19 protein-coding genes and 2 pseudogenes are annotated in these 22,161 nt (G+C 58.9%); 13 read left to right on the forward strand and 8 right to left on the reverse strand.

Going from position 1 to position 22,161, the window contains the following annotated elements; translation table 11 throughout:
* The coding region (locus EDC90_RS18555) for a hypothetical protein (RefSeq protein WP_132314037.1) at nucleotides 1-767 on the reverse strand (767 nt) is incomplete at its 3' end.
* Nucleotides 768-1,004: 237 nt separating this feature from the next.
* A complete protein-coding gene (locus tag EDC90_RS18560; RefSeq protein ID WP_132314038.1) occupies nucleotides 1,005-1,541 on the reverse strand; it encodes a hypothetical protein in 537 nt (178 codons plus the stop codon).
* Between the two features lie 118 nt (nucleotides 1,542-1,659).
* Here EDC90_RS18560 and EDC90_RS18565 point away from each other — a divergent pair, with 118 nt between their 5' ends.
* Nucleotides 1,660-1,818, forward strand: a complete 159-nt coding sequence (locus EDC90_RS18565; RefSeq protein ID WP_132314039.1) for a ribbon-helix-helix protein, CopG family — start codon at nucleotides 1,660-1,662, stop codon at nucleotides 1,816-1,818.
* Between the two features lie 62 nt (nucleotides 1,819-1,880).
* Here EDC90_RS18565 and EDC90_RS18570 read toward each other — a convergent pair whose 3' ends face one another.
* The gene (locus tag EDC90_RS18570) at nucleotides 1,881-2,498 is read right to left on the reverse strand and encodes a hypothetical protein (protein WP_132314040.1); all 618 of its coding nucleotides are present in this window, start codon (nucleotides 2,496-2,498) and stop codon (nucleotides 1,881-1,883) included.
* Between the two features lie 63 nt (nucleotides 2,499-2,561).
* A complete protein-coding gene (locus EDC90_RS18575) occupies nucleotides 2,562-4,292 on the reverse strand; it encodes a hypothetical protein (protein WP_132314041.1) in 1,731 nt (576 codons plus the stop codon).
* Nucleotides 4,293-4,394: 102 nt separating this feature from the next.
* Here EDC90_RS18575 and EDC90_RS18580 point away from each other — a divergent pair, with 102 nt between their 5' ends.
* The 8 genes and pseudogenes from EDC90_RS18580 to EDC90_RS18615 all read left to right on the forward strand — a co-directional run.
* The gene (locus tag EDC90_RS18580; protein WP_132314054.1) at nucleotides 4,395-4,640 is read left to right on the forward strand and encodes a helix-turn-helix transcriptional regulator; all 246 of its coding nucleotides are present in this window, start codon (nucleotides 4,395-4,397) and stop codon (nucleotides 4,638-4,640) included.
* 220 nt (nucleotides 4,641-4,860) lie between these two features.
* The gene (locus EDC90_RS18585) at nucleotides 4,861-5,814 is read left to right on the forward strand and encodes a DUF1403 family protein (protein WP_132314042.1); all 954 of its coding nucleotides are present in this window, start codon (nucleotides 4,861-4,863) and stop codon (nucleotides 5,812-5,814) included.
* Nucleotides 5,815-5,816: 2 nt separating this feature from the next.
* Nucleotides 5,817-6,530 (forward strand): SMC-Scp complex subunit ScpB, encoded by a 714-nt coding sequence (gene scpB / locus EDC90_RS18590; protein ID WP_132314043.1) that lies wholly within the window; start codon nucleotides 5,817-5,819, stop codon nucleotides 6,528-6,530.
* Between the two features lie 327 nt (nucleotides 6,531-6,857).
* Nucleotides 6,858-7,165 (forward strand): annotated as a pseudogene (locus EDC90_RS18595) (helix-turn-helix domain-containing protein); the annotation flags it as partial.
* 132 nt (nucleotides 7,166-7,297) lie between these two features.
* A complete protein-coding gene (locus EDC90_RS18600; protein ID WP_132314044.1) occupies nucleotides 7,298-9,022 on the forward strand; it encodes an SIR2 family protein in 1,725 nt (574 codons plus the stop codon).
* Nucleotides 9,019-9,600 (forward strand): hypothetical protein, encoded by a 582-nt coding sequence (locus EDC90_RS18605; protein ID WP_132314045.1) that lies wholly within the window; start codon nucleotides 9,019-9,021, stop codon nucleotides 9,598-9,600. Before EDC90_RS18600 ends, EDC90_RS18605 begins: the two co-directional genes overlap by 4 nt.
* A complete protein-coding gene (locus EDC90_RS18610; protein WP_132314046.1) occupies nucleotides 9,597-12,038 on the forward strand; it encodes an AAA family ATPase in 2,442 nt (813 codons plus the stop codon). The genes EDC90_RS18605 and EDC90_RS18610 overlap by 4 nt, the downstream gene beginning before the upstream one ends.
* A 148-nt stretch (nucleotides 12,039-12,186) precedes the next feature.
* A pseudogene (locus EDC90_RS18615) lies at nucleotides 12,187-12,927 on the forward strand (RHE_PE00001 family protein); the annotation flags it as partial.
* A gap of 103 nt (nucleotides 12,928-13,030) precedes the next feature.
* On the opposite strand, the gene EDC90_RS18620 reads toward EDC90_RS18615, so the two are convergent.
* From EDC90_RS18620 to EDC90_RS18635, 4 genes are all read right to left on the reverse strand, one after another.
* Nucleotides 13,031-13,996: a sugar-binding transcriptional regulator gene (locus EDC90_RS18620; protein ID WP_245511130.1), complete on the reverse strand. Its 966-nt coding sequence runs from the start codon at nucleotides 13,994-13,996 to the stop codon at nucleotides 13,031-13,033.
* Between the two features lie 223 nt (nucleotides 13,997-14,219).
* Entirely contained in the window at nucleotides 14,220-15,164 is a 945-nt protein-coding gene (locus tag EDC90_RS18625; protein ID WP_132314047.1) for an ABC transporter substrate-binding protein, read from the reverse strand.
* 70 nt (nucleotides 15,165-15,234) lie between these two features.
* Nucleotides 15,235-16,212, reverse strand: a complete 978-nt coding sequence (locus tag EDC90_RS18630) for an ABC transporter permease (protein ID WP_132314048.1) — start codon at nucleotides 16,210-16,212, stop codon at nucleotides 15,235-15,237.
* 13 nt (nucleotides 16,213-16,225) lie between these two features.
* Complete coding sequence (locus EDC90_RS18635; protein WP_132314049.1) at nucleotides 16,226-17,731, reverse strand: sugar ABC transporter ATP-binding protein; 1,506 nt, start codon at nucleotides 17,729-17,731, stop codon at nucleotides 16,226-16,228.
* Between the two features lie 343 nt (nucleotides 17,732-18,074).
* Between EDC90_RS18635 and EDC90_RS18640 the strand changes: the two genes are divergently transcribed.
* The 4 genes from EDC90_RS18640 to EDC90_RS18655 all read left to right on the forward strand — a co-directional run bounded on the left by EDC90_RS18640 (nucleotide 18,075) and on the right by EDC90_RS18655 (nucleotide 22,132).
* Entirely contained in the window at nucleotides 18,075-20,537 is a 2,463-nt protein-coding gene (locus EDC90_RS18640; RefSeq protein ID WP_132314050.1) for an alpha-ketoacid dehydrogenase subunit alpha/beta, read from the forward strand.
* 17 nt (nucleotides 20,538-20,554) lie between these two features.
* Nucleotides 20,555-20,788 carry a biotin/lipoyl-containing protein gene (locus tag EDC90_RS18645; RefSeq protein ID WP_132314051.1) on the forward strand — a complete coding sequence of 78 codons (234 nt, stop codon included), beginning with the start codon at nucleotides 20,555-20,557 and terminating at the stop codon, nucleotides 20,786-20,788.
* Nucleotides 20,785-21,567: an alpha/beta fold hydrolase gene (locus EDC90_RS18650; RefSeq protein WP_132314052.1), complete on the forward strand. Its 783-nt coding sequence runs from the start codon at nucleotides 20,785-20,787 to the stop codon at nucleotides 21,565-21,567. Before EDC90_RS18645 ends, EDC90_RS18650 begins: the two co-directional genes overlap by 4 nt.
* An 82-nt stretch (nucleotides 21,568-21,649) precedes the next feature.
* The gene (locus tag EDC90_RS18655; protein ID WP_165972897.1) at nucleotides 21,650-22,132 is read left to right on the forward strand and encodes a PfkB family carbohydrate kinase; all 483 of its coding nucleotides are present in this window, start codon (nucleotides 21,650-21,652) and stop codon (nucleotides 22,130-22,132) included.
* Nucleotides 22,133-22,161: the final 29 nt, after the last annotated feature.

Genomic DNA, 22,161 nt, shown 5'->3' on the forward strand with positions numbered 1-22,161 from the left:
AAGCGGCTTTCCGGATCGCGCGAATAGCCAAGCTTGATGAAATTCCCTTTCTTTGGCACTTCAAATGCGAGAACATAGATCTCGCTCGGTGCTGCCGACCAGCATGTGCCGCATTGTTCGCATCCGAAGCGACCGGTGATCATGTTGGCGATGGCAACCCGTTGGGTGTGACCGCAGCCATCATGTCTGTATGAGCGGTAGTTCGGATTTGCTTCCGGATCGGGTCCGAGCAGTGTCCACCCCCGAGCGGCAGCATCGGAGCTCAGTCTGGCCGCGTAGCAGGTCGGGCAGTGAAAGCCCGCTCTGCCGGCGGCCTTTCCCTCACGCGCAAGTCGCTCGACCCGGCCGAATTGCAAGCGCGCGGCATGGCCGCATGGTAGTCGGTAATGTCCATATTTGTGGTGCATCTCGTCACGTTCGAGCAGTGTGAAGCCGCATTTGGCGGCATCCTGCAAACGGCGGGTCTCAAGGCAACCGCCGCAAATGGGCAGGGCTGTACGCAACGCGAAGCTTTTCTGCACGGTATCGGCGCCGCATGCCCGGCATCGAAGGACAACATGATTGCGATCACGGACGCGGCCGACAATTGAAAAACCTTTGGCTTCGGCGATTTCCTGCCATTGCGGCGGAACTGGTCCGGGATAGGTGCGCCGCCACTCGCTGTCCGGCACATGCCTTGATCGATGTGGGATGTGCAGGCGTCGCCGGGATTGGCTGGACGATGAATTGCGTTTGCCAGATGACTGGCGACCTTGTCTTTTTGACATGATTGTTCCTCCTGATTGCAGGATGAAAGGGGAGCGCGCGCACCGGGCCGACCTGGTGCGATGCTGATCTCTTGATGGAATAGTCGCGGTCGCCACTTCCAGCCGGCAATGATGCCGGCCGGAAGGGCGTAACGGGACAGGCCCGACACGCACGGCGAAAGCCGAAATGCGTGCCGCAAAGGAAAGCGGTGTCGCGATCTGGGAAAACCGACAGGCCTGTGCCGCCTACGAAGCCAGCTATCCGGAAAACGTTGGTTCCGTATTCACGGAAGGCTCGTTTCCGGCATCATGGGCTTCCCGGAACAGCTCCAGTGTCTGCAACGCCTCGATCAGGCAAGTGCCTTGCTGCACGAGCCGGAATGCCCGGTGTCCCTCGAATGTCTTTGCGGTGAATTGCAGCAGGTCGGGCAGGCAGACGCCTTTGACGCGCGCAGTTGCCGCTTCATTAGCAGTTTGCGCACTGATGAGCCCGGACAGGATCCCCGTGAAATGCAGTAACACGCCATCGCCCTCGCAGAGCTTCGGCAGAAGCTGCAGGGCGGCAACAGTGTCTGTCAGCCGGTCCAGTGCGTTTTCCGCATCATGCAGCCAGGCAGCACAGGCGGGATCAAAGACTCGGGCGACACCGTCGATTTCGTGCTCGGTTTCAATGAAAACCTCGAGACGCAACAGCATGGCTGCAAAAAGCAGTGAAATCGGAGAGCCGGTGAGTGTCGATGGAAAGTATAAGTCTTCATCCGCCGCATTTGGCGTGATAGGAGCGTGAATAGCCATGATAACCTCGCTAACAGGTTTGAGTGGTCAGAGCGCTGGTCGAGGTTGCAGCCTTGCCAGCGCTCGTTTTTTGTGCCATTACGCGACTCTGATGTCAACATCAAAAGGTAAAAAAGTGATGGCTCCACCCAGAAAAGACAATATCCCGCTCACACTTCGTGTCTCCCAGGACCTTCTGAAACTGCTTGACGACCGCCGTCGCGAGGAAGAGGACATACCGACCAGACCGGAAATGGTCCGTCGGATATTACAGGACTATTTTGACAAGGGCCGGTAACGTCCCGCGACCACATTTATCGACCTTGATGTGTCGTTCGGGTTGTACGAACAGGATGATGCTCATGCATCCTGCGTCAGAAACCCGAACAACGACAGGGCGGTGTTCTCGTCGAGCGACGTCGCCAGCCGAACGATCCGGTTTCCGTGACGCATGTTGATCCGGTAGTTGATCGACGCCCCCATGCGCGCGCCAAGCCCGATGATCCGGGAGGTCGTGTCGGCGGCCGTGACCATCGACAGTGCAGCGGTCATGCCGGCAGGCCCGCTGCCCGCCACGACGAAGCCCGGCACAATGCCGCCCGATGCGAATGTCTGCCCCTTCATGTGCGGATTGTCGATGAAGATCTCGCCGATCTCCTGGTAGGGATAGAGTTTGCCCTCCCGCTGCAATCCGGATGGCAGCAGCCGGAATGCGAACTGCGGGCTTTTCAGTCTGTTGATCCCCCATAGTAGCGCAACGTCGAAGAACATCCATAGTGGGTAGACTGTGCTGTACGGCAGGAAACCGAGCGGACCATTAATCAGGTACGCCGCAATCGCCGCCGCTGGCAATAACAGCGGGAAGAACATCAGGATCATTCTCCCGATCGACAGCCCGGCGCCCTTGCCGGTGATGAGAAGGCCATCGCCTTGCTCCTCGACCTGGAAACCGCGATCAAACTTGGCCGCGTTTGTCATGGGGACTCCTTGCAGATGCCGGCAGCAGGCCGACCGGTATGGAAACTGGAATAAAGTGAGAGGTCAAAGCCCGTGTCGGGCAAAGACCGGAGGCAGGCTTGCGGCATCGGCGCCATAAACATGCGGCGTGCGGTCCACCGAATGAACGATCACCACCGATCCGTCGGATGCCTGCACCGCGACCGATGTGAATTCGCTGCTGCAGACATGCGCCCGGCATCCGCCATGGACATACCAGCCGTCCTTCTCTTCGAATCCGCCGGCGCTGACTGCCGATGCCCGCTGCAGCGCTTCGATATCGGCATTGCCGATGACAGCCTTGATTGCCGGGAGGAACCGGTCATCCTCGAACACCTCGTAGGCCGTCAGGCCTTCCATATCGCCGGGCACGATGCGGCGACCGGCAAGGTCGGCGGAAGCAGGAGCCGGGACCGCTAAGTCCCGCGGCGCAAGTGTGAAGATCAGCGGCGTACGGTCCTCGGCGCCATCGACGGCATAAAGCGTGATCTCATGGTTGATGGTACCGCCCTGCCAGGGATCGGTCGGGCGGACATATTCCGGCGATCCTCCCATGTCCTCGCCGAGAATATAGCGTGCTGCGACTGCGTGTCCGGACGAGAAATGTTGTCCGCCCGTATCGCCCTTCAGCCATTCCGGATGATAGGCAATCTCGACATCCGAGCGCAGAAAGGCATCGACATTGTCGCCGAGCATCGCCCCGATTGCGGCGACATGATCTGCCCCAGGCAGGTCGACAACGCCTTCGGCCTGCGTCAGTCTCCATTCACCCTCGATCCTGTCGAAGATGAGAACCCCGCAGGCATCGGCGAGATGCGGTGTGCCGCAGTCAAGCCCCCTTCCTGTCGGATTGGTGTCGATCTCGCCGAGAGGCAGGCGCGCCCGCGCCATGAAATCCTGGTTTGCGAAGATCCCCGCGACCATATCGCCATCATTGCCGAAGCCGACCCGGAATTCAGCAGCTTCGTCCAGATCCTCCTCTTCGATCCGGCCACCGGTCATCCGGAACCGGCCATCGTCATAGGCGTCATTCTCACTCACCGCGAAACCGTAACCGGTCGTCAATGCATCCCGGACAGAGCTCCAGTCCGATCCGATCGGTGGCAGGGATGCTGCGGCAAGAATGTCTGCCTGTGTTGCCTGAACCAGCGCCTCAACCGCCTCGTCATCGAGCGCCGGCGTTTGCGGGGCATGGGCCATACTGGCAATGATGCCGCCATCGCCGTCGACATAGTCGAACTGGTAGAGCGTGGCGAGCAGCCCGTTGGCATGTCCCGGATCGCGACGGAAGTCGCCTGCGCGCAGGATCGCCGAGTTCAGGGAAGATGACCTCTCTCGTTCCCGAATAGCACGTCCTTCCTCCGGCGTCGCCGGCAGGATCGCATAGTCGCTGCCGTTGGAAAACCGCAGCCCGCCCCCGACCCGCAGATAGGTGCCCGGCGCAAACAGGCTTACCGGAAATCCGCCGCGCGCCGCGTCATAATCTCCTAGCCTGACGGATGCCCGGATCAGCACGTCCGTCTCGGGTCCGATCCGCGAATGCCGCGCCTCAAGCCGCGCCACCTGCTCGGCCAGCACCGCATTCCGGGAGAACTCATCCGCCGCCCTGTATTCCGGCGTCCGCTTCGCCAGCGCCTCGAAATCCGGCCCGTCACCGGCAAGCGACTGTGTCAGCGCCCGCCAGAAGTCATCTTCGGGGAATTCGATGGTTTCTGCCTGCGCCGGCAAAGACAGAAACGCCAGCATGCCGGCGATAATGAGGGATGGAAGTCGCATGGAATGGCTCATGTCAGGATGCTCTGCTATATGGGATCAAATTACATAAAGATGAGTATACTCCGTGGCTACATACTCATCAACCCATCGATGATCCGGATCATGGAAATCCGGGAAGTCTTCGCGCAAAATCTAAAAGCAGCCCGTAAGGCCAAAGGTCTCTCCCAAGAGGAGCTTGCGCATCGGGCGGGCATAGACCGAACCTATGTCGGAGCCCTTGAGCGATGTCGGTACGCCGTAAGCATAGATGTCGCGGATCGGCTGGCTGCCGTGCTGGACACTGAGGTGTGGAGGCTTTTGCGGACGACGGCTCCATCTCGGAGTTCGATCGGAGAACGCGCGCCTTAAGCGGTTCTGAACGTCCATGCGATGGTGGATGTCAGACATTGTTTCATAGATCAGGGCCGCCGACACTGTTGAGTGGCTTCGCCGCACCGTAGTAAGACTTCATTGAAGGGATAGGTGGTTGATATAGCAAAATTATCATTCATTGTATGGAAAAGACAAGCCGTGCGGTTTTGTTCGATTTGACTGGTATAAACTGCACGTCTCGTATAGTCTCCGCGCTATGGATTCGCCAGTGCCCACCGCCGCCAAACCCCACACGCCCGCCGCCCCCCTGCCGGGCTGGACCCGTCCGCGCGGGCCCGACGTGAGCGAAGCCGATGCCGCCTTTGCCGCCGGTATCACCCTGAAATCGCTCGATGATCTTGTCCGCTCCGAACCGGCCTGGGCCGGCTGCTGGCGCGAACGGCAGGCCCTGAAATGCGCCGCCGCCGCCGTGCGTCTGACCGGTCGCAACGAGGACGAACACGCGTTGCGCGATGCCGTTCTGCTCACCGCCGCCGGTGACGATCCGGGGCCGGCGGGCAAGATGGTTTGGGCCTATAAAAGGCTCGCCGCCCGAAAACCCGGTTTTTCCGTAAAACAGGTCGAAAATCTTGCCGACCGCATGGGGCTTGCCTTTGACGACCAACTCGCCGCCATTCCGGCACTGGCGGAAACAGCGCGCCAGTCCGGGCGCGCCGTTCCCTTCGTTTTGGCCGATCTTGTGACCGCAATCCTCGCCGTCCGCCCGGATGCCGAACCGCTGGCCTGGGCCATGGTCGACATGATGATCGCCGCCCTGCTCAGATGGGAGCGGCCCGTGCCGCTGCTGATGGCGGAACGTTACGGCCCGGCGTTTCGGACCATCGGGGGCCGGGGGCGTGTGCGCCCGGGCGAACCCGCATTCGCGGGGGCGCTTTGTTTGGCGCTGGCCGACGGGGCCGGGGCCGCATTGCGGGCAGCAGACACGATCGCGCGCTGCGCCGAGACGCTTTCGCGTGTGGCGCCGAAGGTGCGGACCAGGGGCGCCGGCCCTGTCATTCAGGCACTGATGGACGCGGACGCCGTGCAAGCAACCGCGCCCGGCAGCCATCTCTCCCGCTGGGCGGCAACGCGCCTGTTCGAACGGCTCGAAGGTTTTGGCGCCGTGCGCGAATTGTCGGGCCGGTCGTCGTTCCGGATTTTTGGATTGTGACGATGGCCGCAGCAGCAGATAACAGGCCGTCCCGCCGCAAGAAAGCAAAAGCCGCAGACAAAAAGGCGGGGGCGAACGCCGCAGATGACCATCTGTTTGATCGTGAGCTTGAGTCCTTGCCGGCCGATCTGCGCTGGCGTGAATGGATGCTCCGCGTCGAGGCCGTAATCTTCGCGGCCGCCGAGCCGGTCACCCGCGAGACGCTTTCCCGCGTCGTCGGCAAGGCCTGCAGCATTGATTTGCTGATCGACGATCTTCGCGAAGAACTCACCGGCCGGCCTTATGAGCTGGTTTCGGTCGCCGGCGGCTGGCAGCACCGAAGCCGTTCGGCTTACGCAGACGCGATCCGAGCCGCCGCGACGCCAACGCGGGGCGGGGTGTCAGCACTCTCCGAATTCGAATCCATGGTGCTGATGGCCATCGGCTATTTCCAGCCCATCACCCGCGCCGAACTCAGCAAGATCTTCGGCAAGGAGGTCAGCCGCGACACAATCGCGTCGCTGCGCAACGCCGCCTTCATCGCCTCCGGCCCCCGCAGCCCAACACCCGGCGCGCCCTATACCTATGTGACGACGAAGCATTTCCTTTCCGCATTCGGGATGGAGACGCTGCGCGATCTGCCGGATATCGAGGCGCTGGAGGATGCCGGATTGCTCAGCAGGGCAGCCGTGCAGGAGGAGGCAATGGGGGCCGTAGTCAAGGGCGAGGAGGAATAACACAATAACAAGGATGTCTCCCAGGTCCCTACATTTCTACAACAGACAACGCTCTGCCACGCTCTTCGCAATCTTGCTGGAATCATGCGTGATTCAGCACTGTAGCTCTAAGGAGCAAGGATCCGAGGATTGCGGGGCGCCGGACAATAGAGTGTCAATCACGGCTCGCACGCATCGCTTTTGCCTGTGACCAAAGTAACCGGCGCACGTTTTCGCACGATGCCTTTTGGGTAAGCGTCGGCGAATTTCGGAATCTGGGACAAGAGCGCTTCAGCAAGGCCGACGCCGATGTCCGTCAAGGAAAGGTGGAAGCAGGTGAGCGGAGGCGCGCGCGATCGGACTACACGGCTTGTCGCATATCTCGATGCGATGAGTGCGGCGGCCGGCATGGGGTGCAAGGACATCGACCGACTGACGCTCGCGAAGCGGCAGCTTGAGCGGAAAGCAGCAGGCAGGCGGACGACGAGTAGCCTTCCTGTCGCAGTTGATCTGCTGATGTCGCGGCCGATCGTGTCCGCACACATGATCGCGAAGGCTGCGAAGATCACGCCGCGGGGGGCCTGAACCTTGTGGGAGAGCTCGGTGTGCGCGAGATGACGGGGAGGGGGCGGTACAGGGCATGGGGGATATTATAGCCGTCTTCGGATACTTAGCTGATGACAACCCGATTGCAGGTGACGGCCCTCTATGTATACTGTTCGCGAGGCTCAGATGAACGCGGGAAGTTTGGCATCCAGACCATTGGCGCGTGACTATAGGGGGGAATAGTGAGCACCGCGCCAAAAGCTGCAACAATCTCACTTACAGAAACTCTTGCGCTCCTAGACAGAGATTTCGCCGCCTTTGCAAACGGGGTTGCAGATGCTCGCTATGCCTTCTGGTTGGGGTCCGGCATTTCCTTTTCTCGTTTTCCGGGCTTGAAGCAGATCGTGGTGAAAGCGCTCGAGTTTCTTCGAACGCGGGTAGGCTCAGTTCCCGACACCTGCCCCTTCCACGCCGGCCTGGTGCGAGCCTTTGGTATCGCCAATTTGAGTGCTGGTGAGCGCGCATCCATCGACCTTTCTGCCCCAGTCGAGGACTGGCCGGTCGTGGACCTCCTTCGAGATCGGCTCAGTGGTCAGTACGCTGCTTTTCTCAATATTGATATCGACGGCGAACCGCTCGATCTTATGGTTTGGGAAGCGGTCGACGTAGCCGCGACCTATGCTGATTCGACGGTGTTGCCAGATGCTGAGCACTACGCAATTGCTGCTCTCGTTAGGGAAGGGCTGGTCACAGAGCTTCCTTCGGCCAATTGGGACGGGCTTATCGAAAAGGCGATGGGGGAGCTGACAGGAGAGCCCAACGGGCTGAAGGTGTGTGTGAGGTCCGAGGATCTGCAAGCGCCCGACCAGAAGGCAACTCTCATCAAGTTCCATGGCTGCGCCATAAGAGCGAGCGAAGATGAAGCCACCTACCGCCCTTATCTCGTGGGTGCCCAACGGCAGATCGACGGCTGGGAGACCAATCCCAGGACCCAGGGCTTGGCTCAGTACCTCATAAGCGTGGCGATTACCAAGCCCACGTTGATGCTCGGCTTTTCCGCTCAAGACGCCAACATCCGCAAAGTCTTTGGCCTCGCGGCGGCCACACAAAACTGGGCATGGCCGGGCGAATTGCCGGCCTACGTGATGGCGGAAGATTCGATCGGCGAAGCGCAGACCGCGCTTCTTGGAAACGTCTATCGCGATCAGTTTGCAGGGGACGATAGAGCGGCGATCAAGAGTAGTGCCCATCTCCAAGCATTCGCCAAACCGCTCTTGCCCGCTCTGCTTTTGTGGGCCTTAGCAGCGAAACTCCGGCGCCTTGCTCGACTTGGCTCATTCGGTCTTTCAGAAGAGATGGCGACCTGGGTCGACGACGGCATCCAGTCGTTCCGCAATCGAATCGCCGCTACCGACGATGGCGATCATCTTGGGTTTGTGCTGTCGCTCGTTTCCGGCCTGTCTCGCAGTAAGCGCATATTCCTTTCTGGGAAAAGCGAGATTGGTGCCACTCGATATGAGCCTCTGACGCCTATCCCTCTGAATCAGATGAACCAGGACCTTGAGTCGGAGACGAACGGGTTGCCGGAAGGCGCCTTGATTATTGCGGCCCTAGCCCAAGGTGCTGAAGCCGGAAACTGGTCGCTAGAATCACCTCAAGCACCCGACACCACGAATGGTACTGTCGAGGTCACCAAGGGTACTCGTACCGACCGGGTATTCGTGCTTGGGAGGCCTGAGGCCGAACTTGCGCTATTCGACAGCGAGGCGGTTCTTGAAGAGGACGAAGACGTAATTCTTATCCACGCGGGACCGATCCATGAGAGACTGCCCCGTTCACCGAGCCGTGCGCCCGGGCGGACGGCAAGGTCTCCCGGCCCCCGACGCCTAAGCATGGCAAGCCTGATTGCAATGGGCGGCACTCCAGGCGAACTGATGGATCGACTTAAGCTGGAGGCAAGCCTATGAACACGAGTGCTCCAGTCGACCGGGTGGTTGCCTTCTTGGAGGATGCAGATTTCCGGCTCCTGCCGGCCCCTTTGGTCATCAGTCAGACAACCTTCGAATTTCCTGCGGTCATGATGGGACCTGGGAATGCAAGCGAAATCGTTCTCGTTTGCGACACAGTAGATGCGAAGGACGCCGAAATCGTTCGCCGAATACATGGTGTTGCACGAGCGCTGGATATTGCGCGTTCGCGCAATCCGTTGACCGCGGTTCTGGTAGGTCCGCGGTTGCATCCCGATCACCTGAGCAAGGTAATGCAGGTTTGTCGCGTTCTCTCTGTGGGTACGGTTCCCGTTTTCCCAGACGAGACAAGAGCTCATCTTTCGAATTGGCTCGCGGTCCTCACGCCGCTCGACCAAATCGACACCGACGGTGTGGTCGCCGATCCTATGTCAGCTCTTGAGACGCTCATCGACGATTTGAGCCCAGAGGTGAAGGCGCTGTGCGACCACATGCCTAACGGTGCGGAAGCCGTCGAGGCCGACGTCAACGAGTTGCTGTCAGAACATCTGACCGCCGCCTGGGAGGATGAGGTATGAGCGCTCGCCTCACTCAGGTGCAAATCTCAGATTTTCGCAGCATTCGAGGCAAAATCACCGTGCCCCTCGATGCGCCTGTGGTGTTGGTTCACGGCCCGAACGGAAGCGGCAAGACCAGCCTTCTGTCTGCCATCGAACTCGGGCTAACAGGGGCGGTCTCTTCTTTGCAGCGGTATGACGCTGCCTATGCTGAAAACCTCGTCCATCTGGACGCCCAATCGGGGAAAGCATCGGTCATCGTTAGTGCTGAACACGATGAGATTCCGACGAAGCCAAGTGAACTTGTCGTCGAGAATGGAAAAATCCGAGGGATGCCGCTCCTATCCGAGCTACAAAGCCGGTTCTTTTCCGAACGATCGCTACTTGCCCAGGCAACGTTAGGCCGGTTGTTGGAAATCTATGAAGAAAGCGATGCCCGTAAATCGACAAGCCCTCTCACACGATTTGTGAACGACCTCTTGGGGCTCGATCAACTCGATGCTCTTGTGGATGGCCTACACGCATCTGGGGACAAGCGCCGCCTGGTGAAGAGCTTGCCGCTTTATGGCGAGGTCAGCGATGAACTAGCCGATCACGACGAGAAGGTGAACCGACTCGAAGAGGCCGTGACGACTTCGAAAGAGCGTCTGACGGAGAGCCAAGCAGCGCTTGAGCAAGCGCTTGAGCCGTTCGGCCTCAAGTCCGTGGACCAGGTCGGCGAAGATCGTTCCGGCCTCGGTGATGCAGAGGCGGAGCGCCGTCGCTCAGTTGAGACAAACGCGCTTAGGCGTGAAATAGAGGCAGCTCTGTCGTTGTGGGGGCGGCTTGAACAGCAACCTGGGGCAGAGGCCCGGTCAACAGCCGAATCTGAACTCCGCGCTCATCAAGCCGAACTGAATGCGTGGGCAACGAGCAAGCGCGCTGCGCTGGAGGCAGCACTTGCGGCGGCAGCATCGCTCTATGCGGACCTGTCTCCAGCCCGGTCTGTAGGGTGGAGCACATCGCATGCAGAAGCGTTCCGCGAGCTGTCTGAGTTGCTGTCTAAGACGGAAGCACGCCTCGCCCGTGACGAGAGTGCACGTAAGGAGCTTACTGACCTCCGTGAAACCTTGACGAAGGCGAGAGCCCGCGAGGCGCGGCTGGATGAGAGCCTTGGCGCTTTGGCTGCGAACAGCGGAGACCTCGCTCAGGCGCTATCTGAGCTGGCACCACTGGTGGATAGCGAGATCTGCCCTGTGTGCCAGAGGGATTTTTCCGAAACCGGTCCCACATCGTTACGAGCGCATCTGGCTACACATATTGCGTCATTATCGCAGTCCGCCAGCAAGCTGCGCTCAGTCGCCGACGAACGCCAGACAGTGCGAAATGAGATAACCAAGCACGAACAGTCGCTCAACCGCTTACAAGAAACCGTGCTCGTGGATGATGAATTGACGTCGCTACGGAACCGACGGGCATCTCTCAGTGACACCGTTCGCCAACTAAAAGAGACGGAAGGTGCGGCGAATGAGGGTGACGCTCTCGCAGCTGCTGTTGCCGCAGCTTCCGAACGTCTGGCAAAATTGCGCAGCGATGAGGAATCCTTGATCGGTGTCGGGAGGTCTGTTGCCGGGTTCGCCGCGCAGCTTGGCCTTAAGCCACCCGCGGAAAGTGATGATCTCGGCGTTGTCTTGGAAGCGTACCTTGCGGCGGCCGATCAGTCATTGGAGACGGCCACCCGCCGGGAACAGGACCGCAGGAAGGCCGAGGAGGCGTTAGAACAGCATTCCATTTCTCTCGCACGATTGGGAGTTCTGGAAAGCGACCTCAAGTCGGCGCGAGCTGATCAGAAACGCGTTAAAGATGCTGTCAAGTCAGCGGATGATGTACGAGCTGAAATTCGCAAGCTATCGGACCGTGCGGTAGAGGCGCGGACCTCTGTGGTGCGAGACGTCTTCAATGAGTCCCTCAACAAAGTATGGAGCAATCTTTTTGTCCGTCTGGCGCCTGAAGAGCCGTTCTTGCCGGCTTTCGAATTGCCGGATAAGGGGAAGGGACCTGTCGAAGCCAAGCTCATTACCCGCTATCGTGGCGATGACCGCGGGGGCAATCCCAAGGCCATGCTGAGCGCGGGGAACCTTAACACAGCCGCGCTGACTTTGTTTCTTTCGCTTCACTTATCTGTAAAGCCGCTCTTGCCTTGGCTAGTGATTGACGATCCGGTCCAAAGCATGGATGAGATCCACATTGCACAATTCGCAGCGCTTCTCAGGACACTCTCTAAGCAACGGGGACGCCAGGTCATCATTGCTGTACATGAACGTCCCCTCTTTGAGTATCTTTCCCTCGAACTGAGCCCAGCGTCGCCGGGTGACAAGCTGATTACGGTCGAGCTTTCGAAAGACGGTAGGGGCCATACGATATGCAATCCTGAGCCGATGATGTGGGATTCCAGCACGGTATTTCGCGCTGAGGCCTAAACAAGCAGCCTATGTGTCGATTAACCTACGCAAGCTGCTTTTCAAGGAGACTGAACTGCTGACGCGCGATCTCATCGTTGAATAGCTGTCAACGGCGGCGTAAAAACCGGGCACGGGGCGGAGCAAAAGTCGGCCACTTTGGACGCCGGCATTAGACCCGCGGGAGGGGGAAGATATCGACGACGTCGTGAACCTCCCGGGTGTCGACTACGCCGCTATCGATGCGATGCTGGTCGGGTCGGAAGCGGCAATGGCGACCGCAAAACGGCCCGGACGAGGCGGCGGCCAGGACAAAGATCCGATGATCTACGATCTCGACTGGGACGAGGATACGCGGCTTGCAGAATGGCGCGGCGTGCTGCGGCAATTCGAAAATTTGCCGGTGATGCTGCGGGCCATCGTCGTCCTCGATGTCTGGAACGAGCTTTCCGTCCTTCAGCACGCGCCCTGGCTTGGCCGGCTGTTGTGCGCCTCCATCCTGCGCCAGGCCGGCATCACGTCAGGTACCCATCTCGCAGCCATCAATCTCGGCCTGAAGACCATTCCGGTCGATCGGCGCCGGCATCGTGATCGGGAGACCCGGTTGCTCGCCATCACTAACGGCCTGATTGCGGCCGCGGAGATCGGGCTCAAGGAGCATGACCGGCTGACGCTGGCGAAGACAATGATGGACCGAAAGCTGGACGGGCGCCGGACGTCTTCAAAACTGCCGGAACTGGTCGAGCTCGTCATGGTGAAACCGCTCGTGTCGGCCGGGATGGTCGCGAAGGCGCTCGAGGTGACGCCGCAGGCGGCGCGGCGGATTGTTTTGGAGCTTGGGCTGCGGGAGATGACCGGGAGGGGGGGCCTGGGGAGTCCTATGAACTCGTTCGAGCACTGCCAAATTTAGTCGCTATTCATCCTGTTTAAAAAGACCAAGCCACTTCATAGGTCGCTTTTACTCAGCCTGCTGGCGTAGCTTTAAACGTGTCGCAAGAAAGCCAATTACTGGATCATGAGTCTTTGAGAAGCTCGCGGGCTGCAGCTTCGTCGGTAATCAGGGTGTGGCAGCGTGTTCGTGAGATCGTTGCCCTGATGGCGGGTGCGCGTGCTTTTCCGCCCGATGCCAGAATGATGTGAGAGGCTTTCGAGACGGCATCCAGATCAACGGACATGACCCTGTCATGGATAGGATGGAAGACCGTTTTGCCGTCTGAGTTGAGGAACTGGCACAATGTATCGCATACAGCACCGGCAGCAATCAGCGACTGTTGGTCTTCGCTGGATAAAAAGGTCCGCGACAGAGATGTGCTTTCAGCGCCGAAATCGCCACAACTTATAACGGCTATGTCGAGTTTCTCGGCGGCTTCGAATACGACGTTCAAACCGCATTTTTCAACCAGACGCCGCTTGGTGTCGGCGGAATCGACAACCAGAGGGGCAAGAAACAAAAGGCATTCTGCGTTTATGAGGCTGGCGATACGCCAGGAGTATTCGATAGGATTGACGGCTTTTGCCTCCAGAAGCCCACCGAGCAAGGAGACGACCTGCACATTCTGGCGAACTGTAGGGCGGAATGTACGTAGTGATGCATTCAGTGTCCGGCCCCAGCCGACACCGATGACGGAATCGTCTGAGATAACGTCAGACAGGAAAACACCGAGTGCCGAGCCGACATCATTTGCCGTTTCGTCAGTGGTCCCAGATCCGGGTACGACGATGGCCTCGTCGAGCCCGAAACGCTCTTCCAGGTGCATTTCGAGATCGGTGCATTCATCCGGCGTCTGTGTAATGGAAATCTGCACTTCGCCGCGCTTCTGCGCTTCCTCGAGAGCACGGATCACTGTCGAGCGGCTCACCCCCAACTGTTCAGCGATTTCCTTTTGTGTCAGTCGTCGATTGTAATAGAGCCATGCCGCTCTCAGACGCAGCGATTTTGTGTCGACGAGTACGGGGGTATTTCTGTTCAGCTTTGCCAACACATGCTCCAACTTCAACAAAGAGGCTCTGGCAAAAGCGTCCCGCCAGTCCGTATTGGTTTCTCTATGCCGGTTTGGCGCTCGGTTGAAGTGCGCATGTTTGTTTTTACGCCGGCCGGGGGGTTGAATGATCAAGGCGTGCGGTGATACGTCACCGCACGCCTTGACGATTTCTTTCTGCGCCTGTCATCCGTAGTTGCGAACAACAGAAGTTTGTTTTGGCTCAGTCGTAAAGAACGGCCGAGATTTCGGGATCGTCGATATTGGTCTTGTCATACCAGAAGAAACCGGTATCGATGTTTTTCTCCACCGGTTCGCCCTTCGCAGCGGCTACGGCCGCCTTGACCGTCTCATAGCCGATGCCGATCGGGTTCTGGGTGATGGCACCAGCCATCGTTCCGTCGCGGATCGCGTCCTTCTGGGCCTTGCCGGAGTCATAGCCGACCACGACAATATCCGAGTTGGATTCACGCACACCATTGACGACGCCGATCGCCGAGCCTTCGTTGGTGCCGAAGATGCCATCGAGATCAGGGTGAGCGATAAGCAGCGTTTTTGTGATTTCGGTCGATTTGAGATGATCGCCGCCGCCATATTCGATCGCCACGACTTCGATATCCGGATAGGTACTCTTTATCCGGTCAACAAAACCGTCGCGGCGGTCGACGCCGGTGCGTGATGTCTGGTCATGGGCCACGACGGCAACCTTGCCCTTGCCACCGATCAGTTCGGCCATCTTGTCTGCTGCGAGCGCCGCTGCTTCGATATTGTTGGTAGATGCCGTTGCGACCGGAATGTCGCTGTCTACGCCGGAGTCAAAGGCAACCACCGGGATGCCGGCCTTCTGTGCCTGTTTGAGAAGCGGAATTGCCGCCTGGCTGTCAAGTGCTGCAAAGCCGATCGCCGAGGGGTTCTTGGCAAGCGCTGCAGCAAGCATGTCGATCTGCTTGTCGACCTGGCTTTCATTGTCGGGGCCTTCGAAGGTAACCTCGACACCGAGTTCATCTCCTGCCTTGTCCGCTCCTGTTTTCACAGCCTGCCAGAACTGGTGCTGGAACCCCTTGGAAATCAGCGGGACATAAATGGTGTCCTGAGCCATGGCGGCGCTCGTTCCCGCCATGAATGCAAGCGCTGCGGCAGCGCCCATAATTTTGCGTCTGGTAAACATAACTTCTCCTCCTCTTCGTCGTTTACGTTTTCTGCAGGTCGAGCTTCCGATTGCCCGGAAGACCATGCTCCTATTTATGCGCTGCACCGCGCATCTGGTCGGCGTAGACCGCGACAATGATGATCGTGCCTGTCACGACGGTCTGCCATTCGGGGGCAACCGACATGACGCGAAGTCCGTTGGTCAGGACTGACATGATCAATGCACCGATCAATGTGCCGAGAATTGTTCCGCGTCCGCCTGAGAGGCTGGTGCCGCCGATCACGACCGCGGCGATGGCTTCCAGCTCATAGCCGAGGCCGAGCGCTGGCTGGGCGGAATTGAGGCGGCTGGCGATCAGCAGGCCAGCGATCCCGCAGATTCCGCCGGAAAGCGTGTAGACAGCAATTTTCCAGAACTTGGTATTGATTCCCGAAAGCCGCACGGCTTCCTCATTCGAACCGAGTGCGAAGGTGTAGCGGCCAAGAATGGTGCGGCTGAGAATCCAGGCTGTTATAGCAGCTACGGCAAAGAGTATCAGTACGCCGTTTGGCACCGGCACGGATGGGAAGACGCTGCCGACGAGCGATCCGCGTGCGATCTGGCTGAAGCCTGGCGTATCGTTGAAATAGATCGGTTTTGTTCCGGTCACGATCAACGACAGCCCCTTGAGGATCAGCATCATGCCGAGGGTTGCGATAAAGGGCGGGATTTTCATCCGGGCGACGAGATTGCCGGATATGAAGCCACAGAAGGCGCCGGTTCCGATGGCAGCGACGATCCCCAGGGGCAGGGGCATTCCTAGCCATGTCAGCACAACGCCGGTCATTACGGCACAGAATGTCATCAACACGCCGATCGAAAGGTCGATGCCGCCGGTGATGATGATCAATGTCACGCCGACGGCAAGCACGCCGTTGACCGACGTGGCCTGCAGGATTGCCATGATATTGGATATCTGGAAAAAGTTCGGGCTTGCCAGAGAGAAAGCAATCAGAAGGACCACAAGACTGGCGAAGGCCAGAAGCTTCTGCTGCGCGCTGCTGTTTCCGAGTTTTTTTGTTTTCATTGTGTCTTCCCTTTCAGGCCGCTGCCGGCTCGTCACGGTCTGTTGCCAATGCCATGACCTGTTCCTGATCGGCATCGCCCGGAAGAATGCCCGTGAGGCGTCCTTCACACATGACTGCAATGCGATGCGAAAGTCGCAGCACCTCGGGCAATTCGCTCGAGATGACGATGATCGCTTTGCCGCCGGCGGCGAGGTCGTTCAGCAGGCGATAGATTTCAGCCTTGGCGCCGACGTCGATCCCGCGCGTCGGCTCATCGAAGATCAGGATGTCACAATCACGCAGCAGCCATTTGGCTATGACGACTTTCTGCTGGTTGCCACCGGAGAGCAGGCGGACTTCCTGCAGGTCGCCCGGCGTGCGAATGCCCAGTTTGTCGATGTATTCCTTGGCTATTTTCGCAAGCGCCGCTTCATCGACACGGGCGCCGGGCTTGCAATAGCGCGGCAGGCTGGCCAGAGCGATATTGGCGCGAACATCCATGCCCAGCGCCAGACCGAAATGCTTCCGGTCTTCGGAGAGATAGCCAATTCCGGCACGAACCGCATCCTGTGGGCTTTTTATGGAAACCGGCTTGCCGTGGACAAGGATTTCACCGCTGTCGATCGGCTCGGCCCCGAAAATGGCTCTTGCAAGCTCGGTTCTGCCGGCGCCCATCAGACCGGAAAGGCCCAGTATCTCGCCCTTCTTGACAGACAGGCTGATGTCCTTCAGCTCGTTCGCCCGGTTGATATTGCGAACCTCCAGCGCGACTTCCGCATCCGACAGATCTGGAATGGCGCGGTGATCGTCTTCGAGTTCACGCCCCACCATCATCGAGATGATGGTGCCGATTGATGTCTTCTTGGCATCGACGGTGTCGATATAGGCGCCGTCGCGCATGACGGTCACGCGATCCGAGATGCGTTTGATCTCGTCCATGCGATGGCTGATGTAGACGATGCCGACACCCTCGCTCTTGAGGCGCTCGATAATTGCGAAGAGTTCTGCCGTTTCCGCGTCATTCAGCGCCGCCGTCGGCTCGTCCATGATCAGGACGCGAGAGCTGAAGCTGAGCGATTTTGCGATTTCCACCATCTGCTGACGCGCGATCGTCAGCCGGTCGACCGGCGTGGCAGGGTTCATCGCCACATTCATGCTCTTGAAGAGCGAGACGGTGTCGGCATTGAGCTTCGCTTCGTCAATCCGTCCGAAGGAAAGGCGCGGTTCACGTCCAATCCAGACATTCTGCGCGACGTTCAGGTCGCGCATCAGCGCCAGTTCCTGGTGGATGATGCTGATGCCAAGGTCCTGAGCCGCACTGGGGGTGGGAAACCGAACGTCCTTGCCGTCGATCAGAATGCGGCCGCCATCCGGCTGGTAAACGCCCGACAACACCTTCATCAGCGTCGACTTGCCAGCGCCATTCTCGCCCATCAAAGCGTGAACTTCGCCGGCAAAGAGATCAAAGTTCACACCCTTCAGCGCGTGAACCCCTGGAAAGCTCTTGTCGATGCTTTCCATCCGCAAAAGTTGTTTCATGTTTCCTCCTCCCTCGCGGCATGAGCAGGCACCGCAAGCTCCCATGCATGTCCCGTTTCTTGGCGCCTTCTTCCTCACTCAAAGGCGCTTCGGGGGATGCTGGATGTCTTAAGGGTCGCTGCAGTTTCGATAAATGTCAACACATTTGACTATTTAAATAAACTTTTGATCATAGGTGGGAATTCGCACGATACGCCTGTTCTGATGGCGTAGGCGTCTGCCATGCGGCCCCAAGGGGGAAGGCCTGCCTTGGTATTTTCTAGTCTTTTGCGTATTGCGATTGACATAAGTTTCATTTCACGACAGTTTAAAAGTCAGAATCTTTTTTTGAGGCGGAGGAAACATGCCCAAGGAAATCCTGGTTGACCCGGAAACGCTGTTTCAGAAGGGCGAGCTGAAATTCGCCTCGATCAAGCTGCATAGCTACGACACGCCCTTTGGCGACGAACTGGCGGCATTTGGCCCTGACCGGCTCAAGACAGTGCTTCGGCACATGATGATCATCCGTGAATTCGAGACGATGCTCGGATCGTTCAAGGCGACGGGCGCCTATCGGGAAATCCCCTTCGTTTACAAGGGGCCGGCCCACCTTTCCGTTGGACAGGAGGCTGCCGCCGTTGGCGCCGCGCTTGCACTGAAGCCTGACGATCACATCTTCGGTTCGCACCGGAGCCATGGCGAATTCATCGCCAAAGGGCTCGCGGCCATCGAGATGCTCGATCTCGGTTCGCTCGACGCCATCATGAGCGGCCACAAGGACGGTGTGCTGAAAGCGAGTGTGGATCAGCATATCGGCGGTGATGGGAAGGCGCGTGCCGAGAACTTTTTGCTGTTCGGCCTTCTTGCTGAAATCTTCATGCGCGCCAACGGGTTCAATGGTGGAATGGGCGGCAGCATGCATGCGTTCTTCTCGCCATTCGGCGCCTATCCCAACAATGCGATCGTCGGCGGATCCGCAGGCATTGCCACGGGGGCGGCCCTGCGGAAAAAACTCAAGGGCGAAGCGGGCATCTGTGTCGCCAATGCGGGCGACGGTTCGACCGGGTGCGGCCCTGTGTGGGAAGCGATGAACTTCGCCTCGATGGCCCAGTACCAGACCCTCTGGGAGGATGAGCGGAAAGGCGGCTTGCCCGTCCTGTTCTTTTTCAACAACAACTTTTACGCCATGGGCGGACAGACGATCGGCGAGACGATGGGCTGGGACCGTCTTTCCCGCATCGGCGCGGCGATCAATGCGAATTCGATGCATGCGGAAACGGTGGACGGCTCCAATCCGCTTGCCGTCGCCGATGCCGTGCACCGCAAACGCGCGCTTCTGCTTGAAGGGCAGGGGCCTGCTCTGCTTGATGTTGAGACCTATCGTTTCGTCGGGCACTCGACCACAGATGCGAATGTATACAGAACCCGGGATGAACTGAAGATCTGGGAAAAGCGGGATCCGATCGTGCTGTTCTCGGCGCGTCTGATTGAAAACGGCGTGATGGTCGCTGCTGAAGTCGAGACCATGCGCGAGCAAACGGCAGCCCAGATCGAGGCCGTTACCCGCGCTGCGGTTGACCCCGAGGCTGCGCCACTGGTCGACATCAGGTCCGATCCGACGCTGATCGGAAATCTGATGTTTTCCAATGAGGAAATCGATGTGCCGGCAGATCCTGCACCGCTTCTGCAGGAAAAGGAAAAGTCGGCGGCCTTTCGCCAGCTTTCGCGAAAGGCCCGTTTCGGTCTGGATGCAGAGGGCAAAGCGCTTTCACCCATGCGGGCGGTTACGCTGCGTGACGGGCTGACCGAAGCCGTCCTTCATCATATGACCAATGACGAATCCCTGATTGCCTATGGTGAAGAGTGCCGTGAATGGGGCGGAGCGTTCGGTGTCTACCGCGGGCTCGCCGATATCCTTCCCTACAGCCGGCTTTTCAATTCACCGATCTCGGAAGCGGCGATCGTTGCGACCGCCGTTGGCTATGCGCTCGAAGGCGGCCGTTCGCTTGTGGAGCTGATGTATGGCGATTTCATCGGCCGGGCCGGCGACGAAATCTTCAACCAGATGGCCAAATGGCGGTCGATGTCCAACGGTGTTCTCAAGGTGCCGGTGGTGCTGCGTTGCTCTGTCGGCAGCAAATACGGCGCTCAGCATTCGCAGGACTGGACCGCGCTCACCGCCCACATTCCAGGGCTGAAGGTTATCTATCCGGCGACGCCTTACGATGCGAAAGGGCTTCTGGCCTCGGCGCTTTCCAGCGATGATCCTGTTGTCTTCTTCGAAAGCCAGCGCCTCTATGACACTGTTGAACAGTTCAGAAGCGATGGCGTTCCCCAAGACTACTATCGTATTCCGATGGGGGAACCCGATATCAAGCGCACCGGAGAGCATGTTACGATATTGACGATCGGCCCGTCGCTCTATCCCGCACTTGCCGCGGCTGACGAGCTTCATCAACTCCACGGTCTCTCGGCCGAGATCATCGATGCACGGTCACTGGTCCCGTTCAATTACGACAAGGTCATTGAGTCGGTAAAGAAAACCGGTCACTTGCTGGTGGTCTCGGAAGCCTCCGAGCGCGGCAGCTTTGCAATGACGTTGTCGAGCAACATGACCCGCTTTGCCTACGAACATCTGAAGGCAGCCCCGCGCGTTCTTGGCTCGCCCAACTGGATTGTGCCGGGTGCGGAAATGGAGAGCACCTATTTCCCGCAGGCGGGCGACATAATTGACGTTGTGACCTCTGATTTCTATCCGGAGAAAAAGACCAACCGCCGTGGTGTCCGCACCTGGGACGATCGTCAGCTCGCGAAGCTTTCTCTTTGAACGGAAGGAATTGGAAGATGGCAACCGATATATTGATGCCCCAGCTCGGCAACGAGATTTTCGAGGCTGAAATCACCGAATGGGTCAAGCAGCAGGGTGATACGGTCGAGCAGGGAGATCTGATTCTGGTCATCACGACCACCAAGATGAGCCTCGAGATCGAGGCTCCGGCCGCCGGCATATTGAAAGAGGTGCTGATCGAAGAGGGTGAGCTTGCAGAAGTCGGAACCAAGTTGGCGGTGATTGAATGAGCATTTCGGCGGCGGTGAAAGGCAATACCGGAAGGGCCGAACTCCATTCGCTCGGTGGCACGAGCGGAGCGCCGGACCTTCTGTTTATCCATGGCTTTGGCTCGGACCGATTCGCCTGGGCTGCAAACGCCCCGGCCTTTTTCAACACCCACTCGGTTTGGGCTGTTGAGCTTCCGGGCCACACGGCAGCTCCGATCGACGCCGGAGAGGGAAGTGCAGGCTCCATGGCCGAGGCTGTGGCAACAAGCATCGAGGGGCGATTGCAGTTTCCGGTTCCGGTCGTCGCGCACTCGCTCGGCGGCGCCGTGGCGGTTGAACTCGCCAAAACGCATCCGGATATGGTTTCAGGTCTCTTTTTAATCGCGCCTGCTGGTTTCGGCGTGGAAACCAACAGCCAGTTCATTCGCGCGTTTCCAGGGCTTGAAGCGCGCGAAGAGGCCCAGCCGACCCTGGAAATGCTGGCGTCAAATCCGCGGCTTATCAACGCCCAGATGGTGCTGTATGTCCTTGGCTTTCTGGATCAGCCCGGGCGCCGGGACGCGCTTGCTGTCATTGCCAACGCGCTTGCCGCGCAGGAGCGCATCTCACCCTTGCCCGAGGTGCCGGTGAAGGCGATATGGGGGGATCAGGATGCCATTCACCGTTTCGATCAGCTTGCTGCGGCGGAGCCACATGTTTCGGTCGAGGTCGTCGAAGGGGCAGGACATTTGCCCCATATCGAAAAGGCCAGACAGGTGAACGCCTCAATTGCGGCGTTTGTGGAGGCTTTGGCCCGGTAGTGGTCAAAAGGTGATCTGGCCGGGTCGCGGAGGAGCGATTTTCCCGGCTGTTTCACCTCGGAAGTTGAAAATGGGGAGGAATATGAAACGCATCTGGGTAACGGGCGAAGCCCTCATCGACTTCATTCCGGGTGAAATAGCGGGCCGACAGGCATTTGTGCCCTGCTGCGGCGGCTCGACATTCAATGCGGCCAAGGCGGCTGCCCTTCAGGGCGCTCCGGTGTCATTCATCGGCGCCATATCGACGGACATGTTTGGCGATCAGCTCGCCGCCGACCTGTCCGCCGATGGTGTTGATGTCTCCATGGCACCGCGCTCCGATGCCCCCAGTACGCTGGCCTTCGTGTCCTATGAAGGCCCCGAACCGCGCTATGCATTCTTCAACCGCCAGTCTGCAACGCAGATGACCGATATGTCCCAGCTCTCATGCGAAATCCGGTCGGGGGATATCCTTCACCTCGGGTCGATATCCCTCGTCGAGAACCCGGGGGCGGATAGCAGTATTTACCCACCCCCTTGTCACGGGCACGGATTTCTGAATCCATACAGCCATGGATCGAAATGATTTGCAGCGGCTTTCGAAGGACGAACTGA

Origin of the sequence: Martelella mediterranea, from assembly GCF_004342225.1 — a bacterium.
Lineage (GTDB): Bacteria > Pseudomonadota > Alphaproteobacteria > Rhizobiales > Rhizobiaceae > Martelella > Martelella mediterranea_B.